This is a genomic window from Paenibacillus medicaginis (genome assembly GCF_042138635.1).
Taxonomy (GTDB): Bacteria; Bacillota; Bacilli; order Paenibacillales; family Paenibacillaceae; genus Paenibacillus; species Paenibacillus medicaginis.
Genome location: NZ_JBHIRY010000016.1, coordinates 1 through 25,833, shown reverse-complemented (window position 1 = coordinate 25,833; position 25,833 = coordinate 1). Strand labels below are relative to the sequence as shown.

Annotated in this window: 26 protein-coding genes and 1 tRNA gene; all 27 read right to left on the bottom strand. The window is 52.8% G+C overall.

Going from position 1 to position 25,833, the window contains the following annotated elements:
* Window positions 1-93 precede the first annotated feature (93 nt).
* On the bottom strand, window positions 94-1,179 hold the full coding sequence (locus tag ACE5LO_RS16290; RefSeq protein ID WP_375521073.1) for a PdaC/SigV domain-containing protein: 1,086 nt from the start codon (window positions 1,177-1,179) through the stop codon (window positions 94-96).
* A gap of 147 nt (window positions 1,180-1,326) precedes the next feature.
* On the bottom strand, window positions 1,327-2,082 hold the full coding sequence (locus ACE5LO_RS16285) for an SIMPL domain-containing protein (protein WP_375521072.1): 756 nt from the start codon (window positions 2,080-2,082) through the stop codon (window positions 1,327-1,329).
* 134 nt (window positions 2,083-2,216) lie between these two features.
* Complete coding sequence (locus ACE5LO_RS16280) at window positions 2,217-2,486, bottom strand: HPr family phosphocarrier protein (RefSeq protein WP_305757081.1); 270 nt, start codon at window positions 2,484-2,486, stop codon at window positions 2,217-2,219.
* Between the two features lie 147 nt (window positions 2,487-2,633).
* Window positions 2,634-3,578: a DNA-binding protein WhiA gene (gene whiA, locus ACE5LO_RS16275; protein WP_375521071.1), complete on the bottom strand. Its 945-nt coding sequence runs from the start codon at window positions 3,576-3,578 to the stop codon at window positions 2,634-2,636.
* A gap of 5 nt (window positions 3,579-3,583) precedes the next feature.
* A complete protein-coding gene (gene mgfK / locus ACE5LO_RS16270; protein ID WP_375521070.1) occupies window positions 3,584-4,570 on the bottom strand; it encodes a gluconeogenesis morphogenetic factor MgfK in 987 nt (328 codons plus the stop codon).
* A gap of 15 nt (window positions 4,571-4,585) precedes the next feature.
* Window positions 4,586-5,488, bottom strand: a complete 903-nt coding sequence (gene rapZ / locus ACE5LO_RS16265; RefSeq protein WP_375357921.1) for an RNase adapter RapZ — start codon at window positions 5,486-5,488, stop codon at window positions 4,586-4,588.
* A gap of 45 nt (window positions 5,489-5,533) precedes the next feature.
* A complete protein-coding gene (locus tag ACE5LO_RS16260; RefSeq protein ID WP_375521069.1) occupies window positions 5,534-6,484 on the bottom strand; it encodes an ROK family glucokinase in 951 nt (316 codons plus the stop codon).
* A 284-nt stretch (window positions 6,485-6,768) separates the two neighbouring features.
* On the bottom strand, window positions 6,769-7,722 hold the full coding sequence (trxB, locus tag ACE5LO_RS16255; protein ID WP_375521068.1) for a thioredoxin-disulfide reductase: 954 nt from the start codon (window positions 7,720-7,722) through the stop codon (window positions 6,769-6,771).
* 31 nt (window positions 7,723-7,753) lie between these two features.
* The gene (locus ACE5LO_RS16250) at window positions 7,754-9,496 is read right to left on the bottom strand and encodes a tetratricopeptide repeat protein (protein ID WP_375521067.1); all 1,743 of its coding nucleotides are present in this window, start codon (window positions 9,494-9,496) and stop codon (window positions 7,754-7,756) included.
* A 143-nt stretch (window positions 9,497-9,639) separates the two neighbouring features.
* Window positions 9,640-10,587, bottom strand: a complete 948-nt coding sequence (locus tag ACE5LO_RS16245) for a ribose-phosphate diphosphokinase (RefSeq protein ID WP_375521066.1) — start codon at window positions 10,585-10,587, stop codon at window positions 9,640-9,642.
* Window positions 10,588-10,724: 137 nt separating this feature from the next.
* Entirely contained in the window at window positions 10,725-11,549 is an 825-nt protein-coding gene (hisJ, locus tag ACE5LO_RS16240) for a histidinol-phosphatase HisJ (protein WP_375521065.1), read from the bottom strand.
* Window positions 11,550-11,595: 46 nt separating this feature from the next.
* A complete protein-coding gene (hisIE, locus tag ACE5LO_RS16235) occupies window positions 11,596-12,291 on the bottom strand; it encodes a bifunctional phosphoribosyl-AMP cyclohydrolase/phosphoribosyl-ATP diphosphatase HisIE (protein WP_375521064.1) in 696 nt (231 codons plus the stop codon).
* Complete coding sequence (gene hisF / locus ACE5LO_RS16230; protein WP_375521063.1) at window positions 12,288-13,046, bottom strand: imidazole glycerol phosphate synthase subunit HisF; 759 nt, start codon at window positions 13,044-13,046, stop codon at window positions 12,288-12,290. Before hisF ends, hisIE begins: the two co-directional genes overlap by 4 nt.
* 30 nt (window positions 13,047-13,076) lie before the next feature.
* Entirely contained in the window at window positions 13,077-13,814 is a 738-nt protein-coding gene (hisA, locus tag ACE5LO_RS16225) for a 1-(5-phosphoribosyl)-5-[(5-phosphoribosylamino)methylideneamino]imidazole-4-carboxamide isomerase (RefSeq protein WP_375521062.1), read from the bottom strand.
* 35 nt (window positions 13,815-13,849) lie between these two features.
* Window positions 13,850-14,494 carry an imidazole glycerol phosphate synthase subunit HisH gene (gene hisH / locus ACE5LO_RS16220; RefSeq protein WP_375521061.1) on the bottom strand — a complete coding sequence of 215 codons (645 nt, stop codon included), beginning with the start codon at window positions 14,492-14,494 and terminating at the stop codon, window positions 13,850-13,852.
* 3 nt (window positions 14,495-14,497) lie between these two features.
* Window positions 14,498-15,106 (bottom strand): imidazoleglycerol-phosphate dehydratase HisB, encoded by a 609-nt coding sequence (gene hisB, locus ACE5LO_RS16215; protein ID WP_375521060.1) that lies wholly within the window; start codon window positions 15,104-15,106, stop codon window positions 14,498-14,500.
* A gap of 3 nt (window positions 15,107-15,109) precedes the next feature.
* Window positions 15,110-16,402: a histidinol dehydrogenase gene (hisD, locus tag ACE5LO_RS16210; protein WP_375521059.1), complete on the bottom strand. Its 1,293-nt coding sequence runs from the start codon at window positions 16,400-16,402 to the stop codon at window positions 15,110-15,112.
* On the bottom strand, window positions 16,399-17,058 hold the full coding sequence (gene hisG / locus ACE5LO_RS16205) for an ATP phosphoribosyltransferase (RefSeq protein WP_375521058.1): 660 nt from the start codon (window positions 17,056-17,058) through the stop codon (window positions 16,399-16,401). Before hisG ends, hisD begins: the two co-directional genes overlap by 4 nt.
* Window positions 17,059-17,078: 20 nt before the next feature.
* Window positions 17,079-18,266: an ATP phosphoribosyltransferase regulatory subunit gene (locus ACE5LO_RS16200; RefSeq protein WP_375521057.1), complete on the bottom strand. Its 1,188-nt coding sequence runs from the start codon at window positions 18,264-18,266 to the stop codon at window positions 17,079-17,081.
* Between the two features lie 211 nt (window positions 18,267-18,477).
* The gene (locus ACE5LO_RS16195; RefSeq protein ID WP_375521056.1) at window positions 18,478-19,674 is read right to left on the bottom strand and encodes an acyltransferase; all 1,197 of its coding nucleotides are present in this window, start codon (window positions 19,672-19,674) and stop codon (window positions 18,478-18,480) included.
* A 177-nt stretch (window positions 19,675-19,851) separates the two neighbouring features.
* Complete coding sequence (locus ACE5LO_RS16190) at window positions 19,852-20,334, bottom strand: acyltransferase (protein ID WP_375521055.1); 483 nt, start codon at window positions 20,332-20,334, stop codon at window positions 19,852-19,854.
* Window positions 20,331-20,984 (bottom strand): pyrophosphatase PpaX, encoded by a 654-nt coding sequence (gene ppaX / locus ACE5LO_RS16185; protein WP_375521054.1) that lies wholly within the window; start codon window positions 20,982-20,984, stop codon window positions 20,331-20,333. The genes ACE5LO_RS16190 and ppaX overlap by 4 nt, the downstream gene beginning before the upstream one ends.
* Window positions 20,985-20,986: 2 nt before the next feature.
* Window positions 20,987-22,033: a prolipoprotein diacylglyceryl transferase gene (gene lgt, locus ACE5LO_RS16180; RefSeq protein WP_375521053.1), complete on the bottom strand. Its 1,047-nt coding sequence runs from the start codon at window positions 22,031-22,033 to the stop codon at window positions 20,987-20,989.
* 35 nt (window positions 22,034-22,068) lie between these two features.
* Entirely contained in the window at window positions 22,069-23,007 is a 939-nt protein-coding gene (hprK, locus tag ACE5LO_RS16175; RefSeq protein WP_375521052.1) for an HPr(Ser) kinase/phosphatase, read from the bottom strand.
* Window positions 23,008-23,210: 203 nt separating this feature from the next.
* Complete coding sequence (locus ACE5LO_RS16170; protein WP_375521051.1) at window positions 23,211-24,335, bottom strand: ABC transporter ATP-binding protein; 1,125 nt, start codon at window positions 24,333-24,335, stop codon at window positions 23,211-23,213.
* A gap of 101 nt (window positions 24,336-24,436) precedes the next feature.
* Window positions 24,437-25,546 (bottom strand): PucR family transcriptional regulator, encoded by a 1,110-nt coding sequence (locus ACE5LO_RS16165; protein WP_375521050.1) that lies wholly within the window; start codon window positions 25,544-25,546, stop codon window positions 24,437-24,439.
* Window positions 25,547-25,678: 132 nt separating this feature from the next.
* Window positions 25,679-25,751 (bottom strand) — tRNA-Lys (locus ACE5LO_RS16160).
* Between the last annotated feature and the right edge of the window lie 82 nt (window positions 25,752-25,833).

Genomic DNA, 25,833 nt, shown 5'->3' with positions numbered 1-25,833 from the left:
TAACACAAGTCTTTTAAGTCCCATTTGCAAAAAAATCCGTCCCATGTTCCTGTTGCAGGAACGCGGGACGGATTTTTCTTTTCTCCTGGATGATTACTTTCCGAACGGCTTGGCCCCAGCAGGAAGAAGCTCCGTGAAAGCAAAAGGGAACTCCGGAATGCCTGCCGCATAAGCTGTGTACTCGTACTGTTGGAAGAAGATGACGATGCCTGTTCCAGTGACGTAGAAGTCCGGCTGATCCGATAGCCCCTTAAAGTCTCCCAAATCCAAATATCCGTTAGATGCCGGCACTTGTTTGAGCAGCTTGTTGTTCAGTGTTTTCTTGTAATTCGGGTTGGCCTTCAGCACATCGCCAAGCCCCAGCTGCTTGCCATCCGCCAGCGAGAACGTATACCCTGTACGGGTCGTGGAGCCGTGAGCGCCGCCATAGTAGGAGTAGTCCTCTACAATCAGGCTGATATAACCTCCCCTGTTGTAGATCACGGCATAATTGTTTCCAAATTGATAAGGTCGGTCCGCAGTAGCTTCTCCGATCTCTTTGATTTGCTTCTTGATCTCTGCCAGCACCTTTTCTTCATGCTGCTTCAGCACGGCATTGATTTTATCAATACCGGCCTGGCTGCCTGTAAGCTGAGGGTATTTCAGATCGAAGTTCATCGTATCCGATTTTTCCTGAGACAGGCTGACCGTTTTGATGGAGATGGAATTCAGCTGGCCTTTGGTCATGCTGACCGTCTTAGCGGCCGCGTTCCAGGCAGCGTCAATGCCGAGATAAGCCTTCAGGTGGCCGATAGGAACATAAAGCCGGTTGCTGACCATCCGGGCCTGCATATCATACGTGTGCACCCCGTTTACATTGATGTACGGCTCATCGTACCCTGTCGTAATTTCCAGCTTGTTATAGCCGGCACCGATTGTATAAGATTTCTCGGACGCGTTATATGACACAGGCAGCTTCAGATCATCCCTGAGGGCCGCTACAGGGATCAGGGTCTGCCCTTTGAGCATGAGCCCTTTCGTTTGCAGGGTCTTGCCGTTCCATTTCAAGGTTACCTGAGTTTGCTGAGCAGTTTGGGCTGCACCAGCTGCGTGCAGTTCGGAAAAAGGCGCAGTAACGCCGCCGGTGACCAGAGCAGCCGCAAGCATTATTGTACCCAGTCGTTTTGTGTGAATGTTCATTTGTTAATATCCTCCTCTGATCCTTGACGCAAGTCGTGGGATGAAAAAACCATCTGAGTGATATCTTAAAATACTTTGAGCCGGAAAATGTTACAGGCTGGGTTACAATCCTGACTCATTTCCGGCTCATTGATCACTTTCGTGTAATCAGTTCATTTCATACTGGGCACTTAACTGGGTATTGAGCTTAATCTCCCCCGGCTCTACCGCAGTGTTGGCGCCTGCAGAGTCTGCAGCCTTGGCCACAGCAGCCTCCTGATAAAAAACAGGCGGCTGGGCATTCTCCAACGATACATTAAGCAGGCTTCCCAATTGGCGATTGGCCGCTTTAGCCACCGCACCCGCTTTCATCTGCGCGTTGGCGAGCGCTTTGGCAATTACTTCTTGTTCATACTTCTCCGGATTCTCTACCGTAAACCGGACACCGTCAATGTTGTTGGCACCAGCACTTGCTGCTGCGTCAAGCAGCTGCCCAATCTTGGACAAATCACGATAAGCCACGTTCAGCGTATGATAAGCTGTATAACCTTTTAGCTTCTGACCCTCTTGTTCGCTGTAGGCGTAATCTGGCTGAACCGAAAACTGGGTTGTCTTGATATCCTTTGCGTTAATCCCCCAGGTTGTCTTGAGCAGACTGTTCACTTTGTCCATGATCTGTGCATTCTCTTTCTGGGCGGCGACTGCCGTCTTCCCCTGAGTCTGTACACCGATGGACAGGTAGGCGATATCCGGACTTACGGAAATTTCACCTTCGCCATTAACACTGATGACATTGCGGACCACGTTGGCAGCATCAGCATATACGGTTCCACTATAGTTCCCAAAGCCCAATCCGCCAAAACCGCCAACAAACACTGTTCCCGCCAGCAGCACCGCGCCCGCTGTTTTTGCCCACATTTTCATTTGTACCCGCTCCTCATGGCAGTTTTTTCATAAAATTGTTGTACTCTCTAGACGGGGATAGAGCCAAAAGGTTGCAGGACAATCTAAAAAAAGGCCCCCAATCCGGGGACCTCCTGAACAAATTCAGCCGTACTTTACTGGTTTTCCAGCTCTTCCTTGCTGACCAGGCTAACTAAAGCGTTTACAGCCTGTTCTGCATCTGCGCCTTCTGCACTGACATAAATTTCTGTGCCGGAACTAATCGCCAGGCTCATAATACCCATGATGCTCTTGGCATTTACTTTCTTGTCGTCTTTTTCCACAAACACTTCTGAGGAATATTTATTGGCTTCCTGTACGAACAATGCAGCAGGTCTTGCATGCAGGCCTGTTTTCAAACGTACAACTACCGGATGTTTGGTCATGAACAACGGCTCCCCCTTTATGAGTAAATTGACAAATGAATCTAAAATCACATTTATTCCATTTTATTTATCACATTATACCATCAACCCGAATCATAAACTAGAAAAAAAACAGGCACCCATCCCGGTGCGTGCCTGTCAGACAGGCTACAGGATCAATCCCCGCTCTGCCCGGACCTTGTCAGCCAGCTCATCAATCTTCCGCAGCCGATGGTTTACCCCGGATTTGCTGACCGTGCCCTTCAGCAACTCTCCGACCTCTTTCAGATTCATGTCCGGGTGGGCCAGGCGTATTTCAGCCACTTCGCGAAGTTTGTCCGGCAGGGTTTCCAGCCCGACCTCCTTCTGCAGCAGCTTGATATTTTCGATTTGACGGACCGCCGCGCCGATCGTCTTGTTCAGATTCGCGGTTTCACAGTTGACGATCCGGTTAACCGAGTTCCGCATGTCACGCATGATGCGCACATCCTCAAACTTGAACAAAGCCTGATGAGCACCGATAATGCTCAGGAACTCAATAATTTTCTCGCCTTCCTTAATGTAAAGAATGAACCCCTTCTTTCGTTCAATACAACGGGCATTCAAATGAAACTCGTTCGCGAGATCCACCAGTGCCTGGCAGTGTTCTTCATACATCGAGGCAATTTCCAGATGATAGGAGGAGCCCTCCGGATTATTCACCGAGCCCCCGGCCATGAACGCTCCCCGCAGGTAAGCCCGTTTACAACAGTTTTTCCCGATGATTGCCGGATTAATCCCGTCCGTAAACAGAAAGCCCTCCGAGACGATGTACAGCTCCTTCAAAATCTCTTGAACCCGGTCCGGAATGCGGACAATGTACACATTGTTTTTCTTGAGCCGCATTTTCTTGCGGACCAGCAGTTCGGTATGCACCTGAAAATGCTTTTTGATGAAGGAGTAAATGCGCCTTGCAATCGCGGCGTTTTCAGTGGAAATGTCCAATACCACTTTTTTGTTCGAAAGCTGCACGGAGCCTAGCATCCGGATCAGTGCCGACAATTCGGCCTTTTCACAGCAGGGCTGGCCTTCAATCATCGTTAGCTCTTTTTTCGTTTGAGCCGCAAAAGACAAGGGACTCACCTCCTTCTTAAAATCCAGTTTTGCACGAGCTGATAGATGTGCTGGCTCAGCCTGTCGGCATCATGCCTTAAATATGTTCTGAACAGCACCAGTGTATCAGCCACCACTTTGTACCCCTGTCCGGTTACCGATTCCAGGTCCAGCTGAACCGGCCTGGCACCCTGTTCCGCGTATTTATCCAACACCTGGGCCGGAATATCTCCGTTATTAACGATCACGTAGTCAAAAAGCTGATGACCTACATGATCGTAAACGGCCTGCAGATGATCCCCTACACTGTAATTATCCGTTTCCCCCGGCTGAGTCATGACATTGCATATAAAAATCTTGACCGCCTGTGAAGTCACGACCGCTTCGGCCAGCTTGGGCACAAGCAGGTTGGGAAGAATGCTCGTATACAAGCTTCCCGGTCCTATCAGGATAGCATCAGCCCGCTCGATCGCCTCCACCGCCTCAGGCAACGGCTCCACGTGAGTCGGCTCAAGGAAAACACGTTTGATGCGGCCCCCGGCTTCCGGGATCTTGGACTCGCCCGAGACCACGCTTCCGTCTTCCATTTCCGCATGCAGCACCACCGCTTCTCCTGCCGCAGGCAGTACCCGACCGCGTACGGCAAATACACGGCTCAGCTCACGAACACCAGTAACAAAATCACCCGAAATATCGGTCATGGCCGCCAAAATGAGATTACCCAGACTGTGACCCGCCAATCCCGACCCGGAGCTGAAGCGGTATTTGAGCAAATCCGCCATCAGTGGCTCGACATCGGCCAGGGCCGTCAGTACGTTGCGGATATCACCCGGCGGGGGCATTTGCAGCTCGCTGCGCAAGATGCCGGAGCTGCCCCCGTCGTCAGCAACGGTAACGATCGCCGTGATATCCAGCGGCTTCTGTTTTAATCCCCGCAGCATGACGGACAAGCCCGTTCCCCCGCCCATCACGACAATGCGCGGACGCTCCAGCTGTGGTCCCGCTAATTTCATAATTTCACCTCTATATCAATGCCGATCCCGATCCGCGTCCCGATGGCTTACCGCAACGGCCTCCGTTTCACTCGTTCCAAGCATTTTCCCAAGATATTCGGAGATGGCCACCGACCGGTGCTTGCCTCCGGTACATCCTATACCGATAATGACCTGACTCTTGCCCTCCTTGCGGTACTGCGGGATGAGGAAATGCAACATATCCAGCAGCTTTGTCAGAAAGGTCTGGGTTTCTGGCCACTTCATTACATACTCATATACGTCGCTGTCCATCCCGGTATGCGGCCGCAAGGTCTCTATATAATGCGGATTCGGCAGAAAACGCACATCAAACACAAGGTCTGCGTCAATAGGGATACCATATTTGAATCCGAAGGACATGATGTTAATGGATAGCAGACTGCTTTCCAGGTGAGAAAACCTGGATATAATACGCTTTTTTAGCACAGAAGGCTTCATCGTGCTGGTGTCGATGACCTGTGTCGCCGAGCTTTTGAGATCCTCCAGCAGCTTGCGCTCCATACGGATGCCGTCAAGCGGCATGCCATCCGGGGCAAGGGGATGGCGGCGCCGGCTCTCTTTATAACGCTGAACCAGGACGCTGTCATTGGCATCGAGAAAAAGAATTTCACAGTGAATCGTAAAATGATCTTTAATATAATTCAAGGATTCCGAGAGTGCTGTGAAAAATTCCCGGCCACGCAGATCGATCACCAGCGCTACCTTGCCAATTTTGCCGTTGGACTGCTCAATCAGCTCCGCAAATTTGGGAATAAGGACAGGCGGCAGGTTATCAACGCAAAAGAAACCGAGATCCTCCAGGCTCTGTACGGCGATCGTCTTGCCCGCACCGGACATCCCTGTAATAATAATCAGCGTTGCGCCTACCGACGGTGCCGTGTTATTATTCTCCGACATGTTCCTTCTTTCCCCTTCCCGTAATCCAAAATGATAAGCCGGGCTCTAGGACCGCAGAAGCAATCCGGCTGCTCCGACAATACCGGCGTCATTCCCCAGCGTAGCCGGCACAATGGACGTGCCGCGCTGCAGCGGCTCCGGTGTCAGCTTGGCGAACACCTGCCGCAATTCGTCGAACAGAATGTCGCCCGCTTTGGACACGCCGCCGCCGATAATGAACATCTCCGGGTTTAAGAGCGCAGCCGTTGTGGCCATGGCTTTACCCAGATAAAAAGCGGCCCGGGCAACAATACGCAACGCCACTTCGTCCCCGGCCTTGGCCGCGTCAAACACATCCTTGGCCGCAATTTTCTCTACCGTTGCAAGGGACGTGCGGTCACCACGCTGCACCGCATCGTTGGCCATGCGGATAATGCCCGTGGCTGAAGAGACCGTTTCCAGACAGCCCATTTTGCCGCAGCCGCACTGAATCGCTTCGAGGTCAGGCACAACGGCGATATGACCAACTTCTCCTGCCATGCCAGAGAAGCCCTGATAAATTTTACCTTCGATAATAATGCCGCCGCCTACACCAGTCCCTAGCGTGAAGCATATACAATTGTCCACACCTTTGCCTGCTCCGGCCCAGGCTTCGCCCAGTGCCGCTACGTTGGCATCGTTATCAATTTTGACCGGCTTCGCCAGCCGTTCCTCTAATAGGGCCCGAATCGGCACATCACGAAAACCTATATTCGGCGCAAGCACAACAACTCCGTCACGCACATTCAGAAAACCCGCAATACCGGCGCCAATCCCCTTCAACTGATCCCAACCGAATGGCGATTGCTCCACAATAAGTCTTACGTACTTCTCGATATTGGCCAAGACGGAGTCCACACCCTTAGCCACCTCGGTGGGACCTTCATAGGTATGCAAAAGCTGCCCTTCCACATTGCAGATGCCGACTTTGATTGTCGTACCGCCCAAATCCACGCCGATATAGATGCTTTCAGACATGTTACAAGCCACCTTTTTCTATACATATAATGTTGTTCCCGGTCTATAATACAGCACCGGCAAACGATGGTTCCATATCGCAAGTCTCGTATCCAACTATAAGCGAACCTCCCCATCCGGTCAAGGCGCGGAAGCCGCTCCGGGAGTGTGGGGAGTACTTGTGCCCGGCAAAATTTTGCACCCCTCTATTACATCGTCCTCCACTAAAAAGCACCCGCGCCAGAAATGCTGTGCGGGTGCTTCCGGTGAAATCATCGCTGCAAAGCAGAACAAGCTTCTACGGGTTACTTATCGAGTGTTTCACTCCAGTCATGCACTTCGCTGCCTTCGAGGAACTTCTCGGCATCCATAGCTGCCATACAGCCTGTACCGGCCGCAGAAATAGCCTGACGGTAACGGTTGTCCTGTACGTCGCCGCAGGCGAAGACGCCCGGAATATTCGTCTCGGTTGTACCCGGCTTCACTTCAATATAACCCTGAGTATCGGTCGTAATTTGTCCGCCCAGGAAGCCTGTGTTAGGGGTATGTCCGATCGCCACGAATACGCCGTCCGCTTCAATCAATTCCTCCTGGCCGGTCTCATTATTGCGCACCTTCAAGCCTTTTACTCCATTGTCGCCTGCAATGACTTCAACCGGAGTACGGTCCAGCGCCCATTGGATCTTTTCGTTAGCACGGGCACGGTCCTGCATGATTTTGGAGGCGCGCAGCTCCTCACGGCGGTGAACCAGTGTCACCGAGGAAGCAAATCGTGTCAGGAAGCTCGCTTCTTCCATGGCGGAATCGCCACCGCCGACAACCACGATCTTCTTGCCGCGAAAGAAGAAGCCGTCACAGGTTGCACAGGTACTGACCCCGCGCCCTACATTGTCCTGTTCGCCGGGGATACCTAAATATTTGGCGGAGGCACCAGTCGCGATGATGACTGATTCAGCTTCCAGTACACCTTGTCCTTCGACCTTGATTTTGAAAGGACGCTTGCTGAAATCCACTTCCTCTACCCAGCCGGATTTGAATTCCGCACCGAAGCGTTCAGCCTGCTTGCGCATGTTATCCATCAATTCGGGTCCCATAATCCCTTCCGGAAATCCGGGGAAGTTCTCGATTTCGGTCGTCGTCGTCAATTGTCCGCCCGGCTGCATGCCTTCGATGACAAGCGGATTCATGTTGGCGCGTGCCAGATAAATCGCTGCTGTATATCCTGCAGGGCCTGTTCCGATGATAATGGATTTGTACATAGATGGTACCTCCTTCATATTTTATATATTGTTATACCTTCTCGGTAAAAGAAGGGAATCGCTGGGCGATTTTCTGCTTGATCCCGCATACACTGTCAATCTGGCGGGCATAACGGCTGACGGTGGATACCGAAATGCCGTATCGGTCGGCAATCTCTCTATAGGTTGCCCGTGTGTGATGCATTTTGGCTGTCAAATACTCAAGAGCCGCCGCCCAGCCTTCCACATGCTGAATGGAAAAACCCTCCGGGTTGATCCGGTCCAGGTACTCGAACCACAAGGCTTTCAGATCATTCTGCCGGGCGATGTCATAACGCTTGCCCATCACGGAAAATGCCTTATCCAGCACCGCCTGGATCTGCGGGTCGGCAACCGCTGTTCTTTGCTCCAACGGCTGTTCCCCTGGCTGGCCCTCAGACACCGATGCGTATGCAGGCGTCCGGCTTGCATCCATATCCTGCAAAGCTGCCCTTGCCTGCTCTCTCAAGCCCGGAGCCTGAGTCGTATCGGCAAGCAGCAAGCCGAGCGCCTCCCGCACCTCTTCGTCCCCAATGAGCGTCAGAGCTTGAATGACCTGGGACTTCGTGGCATCGTCCCCATGGCGGAGTGCCCAGAAGAACGAAGACCTGACAAGCGGGTCTTTCTTCATTTCCTCCGGCACATGGCGGCTTCCGTACTTCTCCCACAGCTTGAATTGCTCATTAAATGGCAGATGATAATGGTAGCTGAGCTTCTCCATGGGCTTGCCCTTGCTGCGGAGCTCATGCAGCCGGGACAGATAAAACCGCGGTGTCTCCGAAGCCGGGTCGAGCTTCTTGACTTGCTGCCACAGCCGTTCCGCCTCCTCATACCTCCCCGTATTGCTGGCGGCTACGGCAGCGTAGTGATACAGGGATGCATCCGCCTTGTTCCCGCTGTCCCTCAGCAGCCGGTGGAAGTGCTTGTAGGCCTCCTCATGGCGGCCCATAATGCCCATCGTCGTCCCCAGCTTGAATACCTGATCCTGCTGAAAGGGTACGATGACCGCCAGGCTCTCCAGCAACGCATCAAGATGCGGGCCTCCGCCTTCATTCTGATAAAATATAGCCAAGTTGCAGAGCGCATGCAGGTTGCCCGGATCATCCTGCAACACCTGCAGAATGGTCCCCTTCGCCTTTTCGAACATTCCCATATAATAATAGGAAAGCGCCAGGTTATTGCGTGCCGCCAGCAGATCGGGCTGGTCGCCAGAGATTTTCTCCAGCAGCTTTGCAGCCTGCGCAAACTTGCCTTCCTCCAGCAGCAGACGGGCCTGATCGTGCTCAACGGCTCCCTGCCGCGCTTTGATCCGGTTCAGCTTGGTCGGCCGATTCAGCTCATAATACAGCAGCTCCATCATGTCTTCCGCTTCCTCCAGGAAATGGCCCTCCTCATCCTCCTCCAGATAGGTTACAAGCGCTTTCTCGGCCGCCTCGAACTGCTCCATGTTGGCATAGTTGTTGGCCATATAGAAGTAGCATTCCGTCATCGACGGACTGACATTTTGCAGAACGGATTCCAACACCTCATTCGAGCCTTGGTAATCGCCCATCTCAGATAATATACCCGCCATATTGCAATGATTCACCGGATTATCCGGTTCATATTCCACAGCCTTGCGAAAATATTTCAATGCCTTGTCATAATGATTGCGATCCAGCGAGCGGACGGCTCTCTCAAAGAAAAAAGACGCGTCAAGACGCAGGGCAATAATATTGGGGCGAGTGTCCGTAACCCGCAGGTTTTTGCCTTTCATAATAACAAAGGCACCTCCTTTAACTTGCTATTGAGCCTATACATTATAACATAAGTTTGAAGCACTGCTCATCCCATTTGAAAGCATGTTTTCTGTAATTTCACCCAAATGGTTTCATGAAACGCAGCTCAAAGACACGGGCTTTATATACCCGCGTCTTTGAATAGAGTTGCTATAGATCCGCCATCCACAATGATGCGGACGGCGCGGGCCAGCATCGGGGCGACGGGAAGCACCGTAAGCCTGTCCGGGACCTCCTCCGGCAGCTGAATGGAGTCCGTAATCACAATCTCCCGGATATAAGGATGCTTCAGTTTCTCCAGGGCGGAGCCGGAGAACAGGCCGTGGGTGGCGCATACGATGGCCTCTCCTGCCCCTTTCTCCTTCAGCCCCTCAACCACATTAACGATCGTGGAACCGGTATCGATTAAATCTTCAATAATAACCGGCGTTCTGCCTTCCACATCACCTATAAGATGCGTAATGACGGATTCATTGTGGGCCGGTCTTTTCTTGATCATGATGGAAAAAGGCGAGTCCATACGGTTCGCCAGCTTCTCCGCCATGGATGCCCTGCCCGCGTCCGGCGATACGATCACAGGCTTTTCGATACCGCTCGTCCGCAAATATTCACTGATGAGATCAAGCGCGGTCAGATGATCCACCGGAATGTTGAAAAAGCCCTGTATGGCTGCTGCATGCAGATCCAGCGTAACCACTCGAGACGCCCCTACCGTTGTCAGCACATCGGCCACCATTTTGGCGGAAATGGGTTCACGCGGCGCCGACTTGCGCTCCTGGCGGGCATAACCGTAATAGGGAATAATAATGTTGATGGTACGTGCCGAAGCCCGTTTGGCTGCGTCGATCATGACCAGCAGCTCGACGAACAGTTCATTGATAGGATGAGCCAAAGACTGCACAAGAAAAACGTCACAGTTCCGAATGCTTTCTTCATAATGCACATAAATTTCACCGCTTTTGAAACGGGACAGCTTGATCTTGCCCAGCTCAACGCCGAGCTTGTCGCAAATAGCGCGGGCAAGCCTCGGATTCGAAGATCCGGAAAAAATACGCAAGGACGGTTGCATCGTTTTCCTCCTTCGGCAGCTTTACGGTTTCGAACATAGGTTTAGGTAACCCAGTCTATTGTTCGTATATTATACCTTTCAGGGCCGCCATATGGAAATAGCCGGTCATTTGTAGAAATGACCAGCCTGAACATATATTATATGGTTAGCTTTACGCTAGAACGTTCCCTTTTCTCAAAGACAGCCAGCTCACGATAACCAACCTTGTAAAGCAACTCGCGGGCCTGATCCAGATGCTCCGACAGCTTTTCAGGCTGATGTGCGTCAGAGCCTACGGTTACAGGGATGCCGAGACGATGCGCTTCCTCAAGCATGCGCCTGCTCGGGAACATTTCCGCGCACGGCTTGGACAGGCCGGAGGCGTTCAGCTCCATGGCGCGGCTGCTGCGCGCCACTGCGGCAAGAGCCCCCTCTTCCAATGCACGCAACTCCTCTTCCTGCTCCGGAGCAGGCTTATGCCCAAACCTTTTGATTACGTCCAGATGCCCCATGATATCATAAAAGCCCGTGGCAGCGGCTTTGGCTACGGCGTCATAGTATGTACGGTACACGCTGAGCACATTCTTGCCCTCCCAATGATGCACCTGGCGGAAATCCGTCACATCCCATTCGCCCAGAAAATGCACCGATCCGATGACATAATCCCACGGATAAGAGACCACAATGTCCTCAATCTGCCGTTCCCAGCCTTCGATATAATCCCCTTCAAGGCCGACGCGAATGTCGATCTGCCCACGGTAACGCTCTTTCAGCTCCAAGCATTCCTCCACATAACGCGGCAGCTCCTCCATCGGCATGGCCATCTCCGGGTAATAATCCGCCGGATTCACATGCAGGAGCGGCATATGGTCGGACATGCCCAACTGATCCAGCCCGAGACGGATTCCCTGCTGAACATATTGCTCAAGGCTCCCGGACGCATGTCCGCAGCGGGCATGATGCGTGTGGTAGTCAATACGCATAAACGCTACTCCTCTGCAAAGTGATAATTCAAGCCGTTGCTGAGAACTAATCCCTGCGTGGCCGTTCATGTCTGCGGTTCAGCTCGGCCATAATGTCGTCCAGCGGCAGCTTCCGCTCCTGCAGCAGCACTAACAGATGGTAGATCAGATCGCTGACCTCAAGCCTCAGCTCATCGTTATCTTTATTTTTGGCGGCAATAATGGTTTCGGAAGTCTCTTCTCCGACTTTTTTCAGAATTTTGTCCACGCCTTTGTCAAACAGATACGTCGTATACGCACCTTCCGGGCGCGTCCGCTCCCGTTCTGCAATGACAGCCTCCAGCTCGGCCAGCACCGCAAACCGCCCGCTGCTTGAGCGTGCAGCCACCTGCAGTCCTGGGTCCGTGCCGACGGCAATGTCACGGTAAAAGCAGGTCTCTTCCCCGGTGTGGCAGGCCGGGCCCTGCGGATTCACCTGAACGACCAGACTGTCCCCGTCGCAATCGAGGCTCATCCGGACGATCTGCTGTGTATTGCCGGACGTGGCCCCTTTGTGCCACAGCTCCTGCCTGGAACGGGACCAGAACCACGTCTGGCCAGTTTCCAGCGACAGTTTCAAAGACTCCTGATTCATATAAGCCAGTGTCAGCACCTGTCCCGTAGCCGCATGCTGAACAATGGCCGGGACGAGACCCGAAGCGTCCCAACGGATATGTTCAAGAAGCTGCTCCAGAGAAAGCTCCTGCCGTATATCGTCACTCATCGTATTTCCACTCCTCTGCCTTTCAAATCACGCTTCAATTCAGGGATTGCAATTTCCTTATAATGAAAGATGGTCGCCGCCAGCCCCGCATCCGCCTTGCCCTCGGTGAACACATCATAAAAATGCTCCTTCCGCCCGGCCCCGCCGGAGGCGATGACCGGAATGCCGACCGCATCCACGATAGCCGCGGTTAACGGCAGATCAAAGCCGTCCTTCGTGCCGTCCGCATCCATGCTGGTCAGCAAAATCTCACCTGCCCCCAGCCGCTCCGCATCCTTGGCCCAAGCCAGCGCACGGATGCCGGATGGCTTTCTGCCGCCATGGGTATAGACCTCCCACTCGCCCCACGCCTCGTTATACTTCGCATCCATTGCCACGACGATACACTGGGAGCCGAAGCTGCGTGCTCCGTCCGTAATCAGCTGCGGATTGAGCACAGCGGCTGTATTAATACCGATCTTGTCCGCCCCTGCGCGCAAAATCCGTTTCATATCATCTACTTGGGAGATTCCTCCCCCTACCGTAAACGGAATCGTAATTTCTCCTGCGGTCTGGCGTACCACTTCCTCCATAGTCGCCCGGCCTTCAACAGACGCTGAGATATCCAGAAACACAATCTCATCGGCGCCTTCGCGGTCATACAGAGCAGCCAGCTCCACGGGATCGCCCGCATCGCGCAGATTCACAAAATTAACACCTTTGACTACCCGTCCGTCCTTCACGTCCAGACATGGGATAATGCGTTTCGCCAGCATCGATGAGCCCCCTTTTTTCCGCTTCCTGGGCTAACGGATTATGCCCGCCATGGCGCCAACCGCTTCCTTCAGGTTGATGCTGCCTGTATACAGCGCCTTGCCGACGATCGCCCCGCCGATGCCTTCCTGCGCATGGGCAGATAGCTTCAGCAGGTCATCCATCACACTCACTCCGCCGGAAGCGATTACCGTGCGTCCGCTGGCTCTAGCGAGAGAGAGTATTGCGTCTACATTTGGCCCCTGCATCATGCCGTCCCGCGAGATATCCGTGAAGATGAACGTCTCCGCCCCTTTGGCCGCGAGCTCGCGCGCGAGCTCTTCTGCTTTTACCTCCGACGTTTCCAGCCAGCCTCTTGTCGCCACATAACCGTTCCGGGCGTCCAGCCCAATGGCAACCCGGTCTCCGTATGTCCCGAGCACCTCTTCCGTGAATGCGCGGTCTTCAATAGCGGCTGTACCGAGAATGACGCGGCTTACCCCAAGGGTCAGCAGCCGCGCCACATCACTGCGAGTGCGCAGACCGCCTCCAACCTGTACCGGGACATTGACGGCCGATGCAATTCGACCTATCAGTGTATCGTTCACAGGATGTCCAGCCTTGGCGCCGTCCAGGTCAACCAGGTGGATGAATGTGCCTCCAAGTCGCTCCCACTCTTGTGCGACCTCAAGCGGGTTATCATTATAAACCGTTTCACGGTTATAGTCTCCCTGAATCAGACGCACACACTTGCCGTCACGAATATCAATGGCAGGATAGATCGTAAACATGGACTGCCTCCTTAACTATGCTGAAATTAGCTGTATTATGAGCTCTGCCCTTCCGGCTTTCGCGCGGCTCCCGTCAATGCAAGGAAGTTGCCGAGCAGCTTCATGCCCAGCTGGCCGCTCTTTTCTGGATGAAACTGCATGCCGAATACCGAGTCCCGACCAACAATCGCCGTGACCGGTCCGCCGTAATCCGTTATGGCCAGCAGATCGGAGGCTTGCTCCGTCTTGGCGTGATAAGAGTGCACAAAATAGACATGCCCCTCTTCAAGTCCCGTGAACAGCGGATGCTCTGCCTGCGAAAAGTAAAGCCGGTTCCAGCCCATGTGCGGCACCTTCAAGCCCGCAGCGGCCGGGAAGCGCACAACCGTTCCCGGCAAAATATCAAGCCCTTCGTGCCTCCCATACTCCTCCCCGCTGGTGAACAGCAGCTGCATTCCGAGACATACGCCAAGCAGCGGCTGCCCGGCGGACGCTGCTTTCTTGACGACGCGGTCCAGACCGCTGCTGCGCAGGTGTTCCATTGCATCTCCGAAGGCGCCTACCCCCGGCAGGATGACGCCGTCGGCGATCTGGATTGTACCTTCATCACCCGTGACAACGGCCTCATAACCGAGCCGCTCCACCGCCTTGCTGACACTGTGCAGGTTGCCCCTGCCGTAATCCACAATTGCAATAGCCATGGATTACAGCACTCCTTTCGTGGACGGCACTCCCGTCACACGCGGATCGATGCTGGTCGCCTCGTCAAGCGCGCGGCCCAGCGCTTTGAACACCGCTTCAATCATGTGGTGAGTGTTCTGGCCGTAATGCACGATCACATGCAGCGTCATCCGCCCCTCCAGTGCGAGCTTCCACAGAAATTCGTGCACAAGCTCAGTGGAAAAGCCGCCGACCTGCTGGGAAGGATACTGTGCCCGGTATTCGAAGTGCGGGCGGTTGCTCAGATCGATCACCACCTGTGCAAGCGCTTCATCCATTGGTACAAACACGCTGGCATAACGTTTGATGCCTTTTTTATCACCAAGGGCCTGCAGCAGCGTCTGCCCGAGACAGATTCCGATGTCCTCCACTGTATGATGATCATCAATCTCGATATCACCTTTGGCGTCGACCTTCAGGTCGAACTGGCCGTGCTTGGTGAACAGGTCGAGCATATGGTTCAGAAAAGGCACATCCGTCTCGATCTCCGACTTCCCTGTTCCGTCCACCGTAAATGCCAGCTGGATATCCGTTTCATTCGTTCTGCGGCTTACCTCAGCCGACCGTGCCTGTCCGTTGCCGATATTCTCCATCCCTTATCTCGCCTCTCCTTCGTTTTGCAGCCGAACCCCGATCGCCCGGGCATGCCCTTCCAGGCCTTCATGGCGGGCCAGCTCCATGATCGCTGCGCCATTCTTGAACAGGGCTTCTTTACTGTAATAAATCAAGCTGGATTTCTTGATAAAATCGTCCACGTCCACCGGCGAGGAGAATCTCGCCGTCCCGTTCGTCGGGATGATATGATTAGGCCCGGCAAAATAATCACCTACCGGCTCCGAGCTATATGTGCCCAGGAAAATGGCGCCCGCATTTTCAATCAATCCGGCATACGCCATCGGATTCTCCACCATCATCTCCAGATGCTCCGGAGCGAGGCGGTTCACGATTTCGATGCCATCCTGCAGCGTATCTGTCACGATAATCGCCCCATACTGTTCAATGGAGGTCGAGGCGATATCCCGGCGCGGCAGCTCTGCAAGCTGCTTCTGCACCTCGGCCGATACGGCTTCAGCCAGCCTGCGCGAAGGGGTGACGAGAATGGCGGAAGCCATTTCGTCATGCTCTGCCTGGGAAAGCAAATCCGCCGCTACATAAGCCGCATTGGCCGTGTCGTCCGCGAGCACGACGATTTCGCTCGGTCCTGCGATGCTGTCAATATCGACGGCTCCGTATACCTCGCGCTTGGCGAGCGCTACATAAATGTTGCCTGGACCGCATATTTTATCGACCGGCTGAATGGTCTCCGTTCCGTACGCCAATGCCGCAATCGCCTGCGCACCACCGATCCGGTACGCTTCCGTTACCCCTGCCTCGGCAGCGGCTACCAGCGTATAGGGATCGATCCCGGCCTTGCCGCCGGTTGCGGGCGGAGTCACCATCACGATCTCGGGAACGCCGGCAACCTGTGCCGGGATGACATTCATCAGCACCGAGGAAGGATAAGCGGCCTTGCCGCCAGGGACATATACGCCGACCCGCTTCAGCGGACGGATGATCTGTCCGAGCAGGCTTCCGTCCGGCTGCAGATCCATCCAGGAGTTGCGTTTCTGCTTTATATGAAATGCGCGGATATTAGCCGCTGCGGCGCGGATCGCCTCAAGGAAGGATGGCTCCACCCGGCTGTACGCCGCCTGCAGCTCATCCGGGGTTATGCGCAAATCCTGTGGTGACAGCGTCACCCGGTCAAAAGCTTCCGTGTAACGCAGCAGGGCAGCGTCACCCTCGGCGCGCAGGCCGTGAATAATATCTTTAACGGCCTGATTCTGCTCAGGAGTTCCGTAATCCACCTCCCGCTGCAGTTTGAAATCACGGGCAGACACGATCTTCATGCTCTGGTCCCTCCCTGCGTCTGTACGGCTTTGCCCGGGATGATCTGCTGCAGCCGGTCACACAGCTCCTGAATTGCCGTATTTTTCATCCGGTAGCTGACCCGGTTCGCAATCAGCCTGCTTGTGATATCCAAAATGATGGTCTGCTCGACCAGTCCGTTCTCCCGCAGCGTCTGCCCCGTCTCCACCATATCGACAATACGGTCAGCAAGCCCGATCAGGGGGGCCAACTCAATGGAGCCGTTCAGCTTGATGACCTCCACCTGCTGGCCTTGCTCCCTGAAATATTGGGATGCCACACGCGGATACTTCGTCGCCACACGCTGGTGAATGCCCGGCTGCCAATCCGGCAGTCCGATCACGGACATGCGGCAGCGGGCAATTTCCAGATCCAGCAGCTCATATACGTCCTTGCTTTCTTCCAGCAGCACATCCTTGCCCACGATGCCAATATCTGCCGCTCCGTATTCCACATAGGTCGGGACATCGACAGGTTTGGCCATAATAAACTCCATGCCCAGCTCCGGCAGGGGGATAACCAGTTTGCGCGTATCATCCACGTCTGGCGGGATGGGCACGCCTGCTTCGCGCAGCAATTGGGATGCCTGTTTATATATACGCCCTTTGGGCATCGCCACCTTCAGCATATCCGTCATGACGAAACCTCCTTTTCCTGTTACCGAGAGCCGGGAGCCGATGCGCCCGACTTGTAAGTATAAATCGCTTCGTATGATTGCTCGTCTGCAGAAGGCTCCCCGCTGCCGATCAGCCGCGTAACGACAACATTTCCTGCCGCACGAAGCTGGGCTGCTTTTTCAAAAGCTTCCTTGCGCCCGGATTCGTCGTATTTGATCAATATTGGGAGCTGAACCGGCATTTGAATGCCTTCAGTGCCATCCACAATCCGGTTCGTTTTCAGTGCGAAGCCTGTGGCGGGAACGTCGCGTCCGAACTGCTGAAGCAGATTGTCATAGCGGCCTCCGTTGCACACGGGCGAGCCGATCTCGCCCGCATAACCTTCAAAAGTCATGCCTGTATAATAGGAGAAATCCCCGATCATCGTCAGATCGATCAGAACTTGCTCGGCCACACCATATGCCTCAAGCACCTCCCACACCTTGCACAGGTGGGAAATTGAGGACAGGGCCCCCGGTGCTGTGCTAAGCGCCTCCGCCTGCTCACAGACTCCCTTGCCGCCGCGCAGACGCAAAATCGACTCCAGCTTGCTCAAGTGATCCTGTGCAATATCCAGCCTGCCTATAGCCGCCCGGTAACCGACCACATCCCGCTTGAGCAGTAGCTCCTTCAATTTCTCCTGCTCATCCGTACGGCCCGGGATTACCTCCTCAAACAATCCGTTCAGAAATCCGACATGTCCCATCGCAATCTTGAAGGAGGTTACGCCCGCAGCCTGCAGCGAGGCAATCGCCAGAGCTACTACCTCAGCGTCCGCCTCGGGTGAATCGTCCCCCACCAGCTCAAGACCTGTCTGGAAAAACTCCGCTTCCCTGCCCGCCTCTTCCTCTATGGCACGAAACACATTGGCATGATAGGACAATCGGAGCGGCAGCGGCTCTTCCTTCAACAGGGAAGATACCACTCTGGCAATCGGTGCAGTCATATCCCCCCGCAGCACAAGGGTAGTACCCCGATTGTTGAGCAGCTTGAAAAGCTTCTGGTCCGAGGTGGAGCTGGCCACTCCAACCGTATCGTAATATTCCATCGTGGGGGTCATAATTTGACGGTATCCCCAGCCTTCCATGCATTCCAGTACATCACGTTCAATGGCACGCAGCTTGCTGACCGCACGCGGCAGATAGTCCCTGACGCCGGCCGGCTTTTCAAAACCTTTCGGTTTGGACATAGATTATTCACCCCGATAGCCTAATCATTATTATATTCTTTATTATAGTAAAGCGATAATAAACTAAAGTATAAGTATATTGGATATATTAACACGCCTTCCGGCACCCGTCAAACTCAGGCTCTTTGAGTCGTTGATTCACAGCCTCGAACAAAAAAAGGCTGCTCGGATATAGGATTAACCGAACAGTCATTTTGCCGAACCTGATTTGTCATGTATCTGCTTTTTGAACCCGGCCCGCAACCTGCCTTCCTTGAATTCCCCCCACAGCCGTATAAGACTTCGGCACACTTCCCAGAAACAGCCTTACAAACGGAACATACCGGAAGCTGAAAACGACGATGAACCAGGTTATGAACAGTGCTGCAAGCAGCCCGCCCCAAATCCAGACCACGTACGTGAAGGAATCGACGGGGATATAGTAGCGAAAGCGGCGATAGATCGCCAAAATCAGCGGATGAACAAGATAGATTGCAAAAGAAGCTTCCCCCAGGCGGATCAGGAAAGTGACGACTCTCGGGGCCGCCTGATCGTACAGGCGGAAGGCCACCTGCAGCAGCACCAGCGACGACAGCATCGTATGCACATTCCACAGCAGCTCATACCATAGCGAATCGACCCAAATGCCATCATGCCGGCCGTAGTACCACAGTGTCACATGAAACAGTGATACGATCAGCCAGTAGCCCCATAAGAGGAGGGTCCATCTTTTATGATCGGAAGACATCTGCCTCCATGAAGCCTTCAGCCAATCCTTGAATTTATCAAAATGCAGTGCCACATAGGCTCCCATCAAATAATAAGCCAGATAAGAAATGGCGTAGCTTCCCTTGTTCGGGATCTGCCATTCATACTTGTTCAGGAAGATGAAAATCCACTGCAGCGCGAGCCCGATCGGTATCGCCCAGCGCACCATAAAACGTGAGGACTGCAGCAGCTTCAGCATAAACGGAAACAGAATATAAAATTGAACGCTGATAAATACAAAATATAAATGAGTGTAGGCTGAGCCTGTCAGCAATTGGCGCACAAAACTGGACAGATGCTCCATCAGCGGCTGTCCGAGCAAGCCGTTAACCAGTTGGGACAGGATAAAGTACCCGCTAGAAATGATTACATAGGGCACTAGAATGTACCCCAGCCTCTTCCCGTAAAAACGGCTTACCAGCGCACGGTTAAGCGACCTGTCGTAATAGTTGTAGAACAGCACAAAGCTGCTTAGAAAGATAAATGATGGCGTCCCATACTTGAAAAAGATGTTCACAAAATTCAATATGAAATAATAAGGCGAATCCAATGCCTGAACACCGGCCGCGTATGATGTGGCATGTACATGAAGAACACCAAGGATAGCAATAGCCCGGAAAATATCGAGCTGCGGCAGCCTTTCCTTCTGCCCCACTGCCATGGCCACTCCCCCTTTGCAGTTAACTGACCTTTTAACGATACCGGATTATGTATTTCATTTCAACGATTTTCCCCTGTTCCCGCTATTTCTCGAAACATGTCTAAAGCACGCAAAAGCCCGAAACCTCAAGGGTTGCGGGCTGTCTGTGCAACAGATTTCTATGGTAAAAATAGTTATTTAGTCCCGACTCAGTTCCCGCAGCGGATTACCGCCAACAAAGGCGCCGGGAGAAACACTCTTGTGAACCACCGAGCCGGCAGCGACCACCGCTCCGTCCCCAATCGTAACCCCGGGCAAAATCGTAGTGTTCGCTCCGATCAACACCTCATCTCCGATGATCACCTGGCCGAGCCGGTACTCCTTGATCAGATATTCATGGGCGAGAATGGTCGTATTGTAGCCAATGACCGAATTGCGACCGATCGAGATTTTTTCCGGAAAAAACACGTCCACCATAACCATTAATCCAAAAGCGGTATACTCCCCTATCTTCATGCCGAGCAAACGGCGATAAATCCAGTTCTTGAGGGGCAGTACCGGACAATAGCGGGCAAGCTGGATACATATAAAATTTTTGACGCCCTTCCATGGACTGACGGTTTTATAGATCTGCCATAAAGCATTGTGACCCTCTACAGGGTATCGCTCTACGTTTCTCACTTGGCTTCCGTACCTTGAGCGACCAGGTCCAGCAGATCCGTCATGTTCTTGAGCATAAAATCCGGGTTGTAGCCGCGCAGCGTCTCCTCGCCCTTAAGAGACCACGCCACGCCGGCGGATTGGACCCCGGCCGCCTGGGCAGCCAGAATATCAAATGAGCTGTCCCCGACCATCAACGTGTGAGCAGGGTCCGCGCTGAGCTCTTGTATCGCCTTCAATACAGGCTCGGCATGCGGCTTCGGATGCTCTACATCATCCACCGTTATAATGCTGCCCATATAGGAGACCAAATCGAACATTTCCAGTACACGAATCGTGTTAGGTCTTATTTTGGTGGTTACCACGCCCAGCTTAATGCCCTGTTTATGCAAGGTTTTGACAACTTCAAGCACATTCGGAAAAGGTTTGACCATAGTATCATGATGAAGCATACTATAGGCCCGGTAATCCCTTACCAGTCCGGCGACATCTGCCAGACCCGTCAAGGTTTGAAGCTGATTCTCCATCGTTCCGCCCATATGCGGAATAATCACTTCTCTGGTCAGCGGCTGCAGCGTCTTCCCTTGCAAAACATGGAGAAATGAAGTGATGATCAGCTCATTCGTATCAATTATCGTGCCGTCCAAATCAAACAAAATGGTATTGATCATGACTACTCCTTCTTATGCTGGTCTGCGACTGGAATTTCAGGCGCATCAAGCTCGTTCTTCGCATACACCGTACGCTCCTCGTGATGCTGGGTCTGTTCCCCTGCTGCCATATCCGGTAGCTGATCTGCCGTTGCTTTACTGGATACAATCGGATCGCTGTACCGTTCTGGTGCCCTGCCCGACGTGCGCCGCATGATGATAAATATAACTGCAGCTACAACCAGCCCTACCGCCAGCAGCTGGGAGATACGCACATCCCCGTAGGCCGGATCCAGGTACCCTGGCTCAAAGCCGAACCAAGCCATTGGAGACCAAAGACCATTCATGAACGAAACGAGCCATCCCGGTCCCTGGAAGGCCAGGCTGTCCGTTCTCAGCCTTTCAATGAAGAAACGGCCAATCGAGTACCAGATGAAATAGGAAGCAAACAGTTCGCCCGCACGGAGGAAAGGCCGTCTGCGCAGGATAAGCAACACAATAACGCCTGCCAAGCTCCACAAGGACTCATATAAAAAGGTTGGGTGATGATAGACACCGTTCACATTCATCTGGTTCACAATAAAGTCAGGCAGGTTGAGCTGTGAACGCAGGAACGATTCGTCGACAGGTCCACCGTAGGCTTCCTGATTGACGAAGTTCCCCCAACGGCCGATCATTTGTCCGACAAGAAGGCCCGGAGCGCAAATATCGGCAATTCTCCAGAAATTATAGCCTTTATACCGGAAATAAAAGAACCCGCAGATGATGGCGCCAATCAAAGCGCCATAAATCGCTATTCCGCCATTCCATATTTTGAATACATCCCAAAGATTGTCCCGATAATCCTCCCACTTGAAGGCAACATAATAGATCCGAGCCCCGATGATCGCAGACGGAACCCCGAGCAAAAGCATATCCATAAAAAATTCCTGGGGTATTCCGTAACGTTTACCCTCGCGGATCGCGACCACCAAACCCACAAGGGCTGCCAATCCGAGAATGATTCCGTACCAGTGTACCCGCAGGGGCCCGAGCGTAAACGCAATCGGGTCAATCAGCAATGTCGCCATATCGTTCAATCACTCCTTGTTTACCCTTTGCGTTTTCAGTCCAAGTCATCCATATCTTCGGAAATGGTAGCCGTCAGCTTATTCGTAAACTGCAGAGCTGCATTGTAGCCCATTTGCTTCAGGCGGTAATTCATGGCCGCCACTTCAATAATAACCGCAAGATTCCGTCCCGGCCGAACCGGAATGGTGACCAGTGGAACATCAGTATCGATAATGCGCGTGGTTTCCTCGTCAAGCCCCAGACGGTCGTATTGTTTATCCTGCTGCCATGCTTCCAGCCGTACCACCAGCGTAATTCTCTTGTTGTTGCGGATTGCGCCGGCACCGAACAGAGTCATAACATTAATAATGCCGACCCCGCGGATTTCAAGCAGATGCCGAATCAGCTCCGGCGCAGTGCCGTGCAGTTGAAAATCGGAGGTTTGCCGGATTTCCACCGCATCATCCGCAACCAGACGGTGGCCTCGTTTGACCAGTTCCAGCGCGGTTTCACTTTTGCCGATGCCGCTGCCGCCGGTAATGAGCATTCCCACACCATATACATCACAAAGCACACCATGTATGGTCGCAGTAGGAGCGAGCTTGCGCTCCAGGAACCCTGTAATGCGGCTGGATAAAATAGTAGTCGCCATGCTGCTGCGCAGGACGGGAATATTCCGCTCCGCGCTGATCTCGATCAGTTCCTGCGGCACATCAAGCCCGCGGGTAATTACAATACAGGGGGTCTGCTCGGTGCATAACCGGTCCATGCGGTCCCGCCGGTCTTCTACCGGCAGCATGGACACGAAGGCAAGCTCGGTTCTGCCGAGCAGCTGAACCCGTTCCTGCGGGTGATATTCAAAATAGCCGGCCATCTCCAAACCAGGCCGATTCAGGTCATCTACCGTAATGGCTCTGCGGAGCCCATGCTCCCCGGATATAACCTCCAGGTGAAATTGCTGTACAAGCTCTGATACTTTAACCTTTTTTGCCATTGTCGTGTTTTCTTCCTTTCAGCCTCGTCCTAATCCGTTATGTCCGTACGAAAAACTGTCCATGTTTAACACAATATGCGTATCCCCATCGTAAAGGAATTTGTAGCCGAATGCAATGCTCTGGCCGTTGTCGTAACGGTTCCAAACATGCCAAAAGCCGCCTGTCCCGGAGGACAGGCGGCTTGCTTCTTTCTGATTGCAGATTAGTCTGCGATCAGAACGTTCAATTCGGATTCTTTATCGAAAATATGAACTTTGTTCATATCAACCGCCATTTTTGTTGCAGCACCTTCACGTGTATTGGAGCGTCCGTCTACGCGGGCGATGATCGTGTCGCTGCCAGCACCACTCAGATAAAGCAGCATTTCGTGACCCAGGTTCTCGGTTACATCCACATTGGATGTAAAGACCGTTCTCGGAGAAGCCTCCAGGAATACCGGCTCTTCATGGATATCCTCAGGACGAATACCCAAAATAACTTCTTTACCGCTATAACCTTTGCTCTTCAGCACCTGAGCTTTGCCTTCAGGCACAAGCAGATCGATATTGTTAGCCGTAAAATACATGCCGCCGTCTTTTTCAGAGAGCTTGCCGTTAATAAAGTTCATCGTAGGAGAACCGATAAAACCGGCAACAAACAGATTCACCGGTCGGTTGTACAACTCATCCGGAGATGCGGCCTGCTGGATCACACCGTCTTTCATAACAACGATCCGGTCGCCCATCGTCATGGCTTCAACCTGGTCATGCGTTACGTAAATAACGGTAGTCTCAAGGCGTTTAGCCAGCTTGGTAATCTCCGCACGCATCTGGCCGCGCAGCTTCGCATCCAGGTTGGACAGCGGCTCATCCATCAAGAATACTTGCGGATCACGCACAATCGCGCGTCCCAAGGCTACACGCTGGCGCTGACCGCCGGACAATGCTTTCGGCTTGCGGTCAAGCAAATGCTCAATGTCCAAAATTTTTGCGGCTTCCCGTACACGTTTGTCGATTTCATCCTTCTTTACCTTACGGAGTTTCAGACCAAAAGCCATGTTTTGGTATACGTTCATGTGCGGGTAAAGAGCGTAGGATTGGAACACCATCGCGATGTCGCGGTCCTTCGGAGCTACGTCATTAACGACACGGTCACCGATATACAGCTTGCCGTCGGAGATTTCCTCCAGCCCTGCAATCATACGGAGTGTTGTAGATTTACCACAGCCGGACGGACCTACCAGCACCAGAAACTCTTTATCCTGAATGTCCAGATTCACATCGATAACCGTTGGTTTGTCAGAACCCGGATACTTTTTGAAAATATGTTCTAAACGTACACCTGCCATGACTTTTGCCTCCCTGAATCAAATTATGAAATCGAATACATTTATAATGTTATATTACCCGAGCTTGCTCAGGGTGGCTATCCACAAACTGCACAAAAAAACTATTTGCTTTTTGTTACTTTATACAATAACAAAATTAAACGCACCAGCACCGCATCATTGAAAGTCCGAACATCCAGCCCGGTTTCCTGCTTGATTTTATCCAGCCGGTAGATCAGCGTATTACGGTGAACATATAGCCTCTTGGCCGTTTCGCTTACGTTGCAATCCAATTGAAAAAAAGTATCCAGCGTGCTCAGGGTCTCCGCATCCCCGAACAGCCCCGAATTCATGCCGTCCTGTTGAATAAAGCCCTGTCTCTGCTCATCCGGAATGCTGTAGAGCAGCCTTTCCAACCGTAGCTCCCAAGGAAGATGAATATGCTCGGACACATGGAACAGCGCGCCCAAATGCAGCGTCTCCCGCAGCAGAGATAAAATTCCCGGGAGACCTTCCGTCGGCAAAAACGGCCTGCTTATGGAGATATGGAATACACCGCCCCATTCGCTCGCGATCAGCTCATACAGCCCTAGTGCAAATGCAGTCAGCACCTCTTCAACAGGCTCGGCAAGATCCTTGTCCCGCTCGTCTTCTCCGCCAAGAACCAAGCTCTCGCTGGCCAGCATGAGCCACTCTCTCTGTTCCAGTGGAACCAGCAGCACATCTCCTCCCAGATAACTATCCAGAAGCTTGTTCAGTTGGGAGTAAGAGACCTGCAAACCGTCTCCTTGAAGCAGAAGCGGAACCATTCGATTAACCAGATCATCCGACAGGTTCAAATCGGCGGGAGGCAGCCCGTTTTCTTCTATATTCTGCTGCTGCAGCCATTGCCCAAACTGCCTCATTCTTTCCTCTTCACTCAGCCTGCTTTTATGGGACTGTAATGGCCGTGTCTGCAGCCCGGCCAGTAACGCTTCAATTAAATGCCGCTCTCTAAGCGTAATCTGATGTTCATTCACTGTAAAGGCTATCGCGTCTTCCAGTCCAATATAATGTGGAAAATATACAAGCTCATCAAATATAAAAGATGTGGAAAATGAGCCGCTATCCGATTTGTCCTTTTTGAAGAAGTTTGACAACGCCGGCTCCAAACTATCCGTTAAGGAAACTATGCCAAAGGGAGTACCCAAGATTTGCTGGAGCTGCTGCTGAATCGACTCGGCAGATCTCACATCATCACCACTCTTCAGATTATTAATGTAGGCCGAAAATTGATCAGATTGTATGATGCCTCAGTAAACCGACTCTTCTAATATATCCAGATATGCAAAAAAAGCCATCAACCCTAGTTGATGACTTTCAGATGAGCCATGAAGGACTCGAACCTTCGACACCCTGATTAAAAGTCAGGTGCTCTACCGACTGAGCTAATGGCTCTTAAAAACTGGTGGAGGCTGATGGATTCGAACCACCGAACTCGTACGAGAACAGATTTACAGTCTGCTGCGTTTGGCCACTT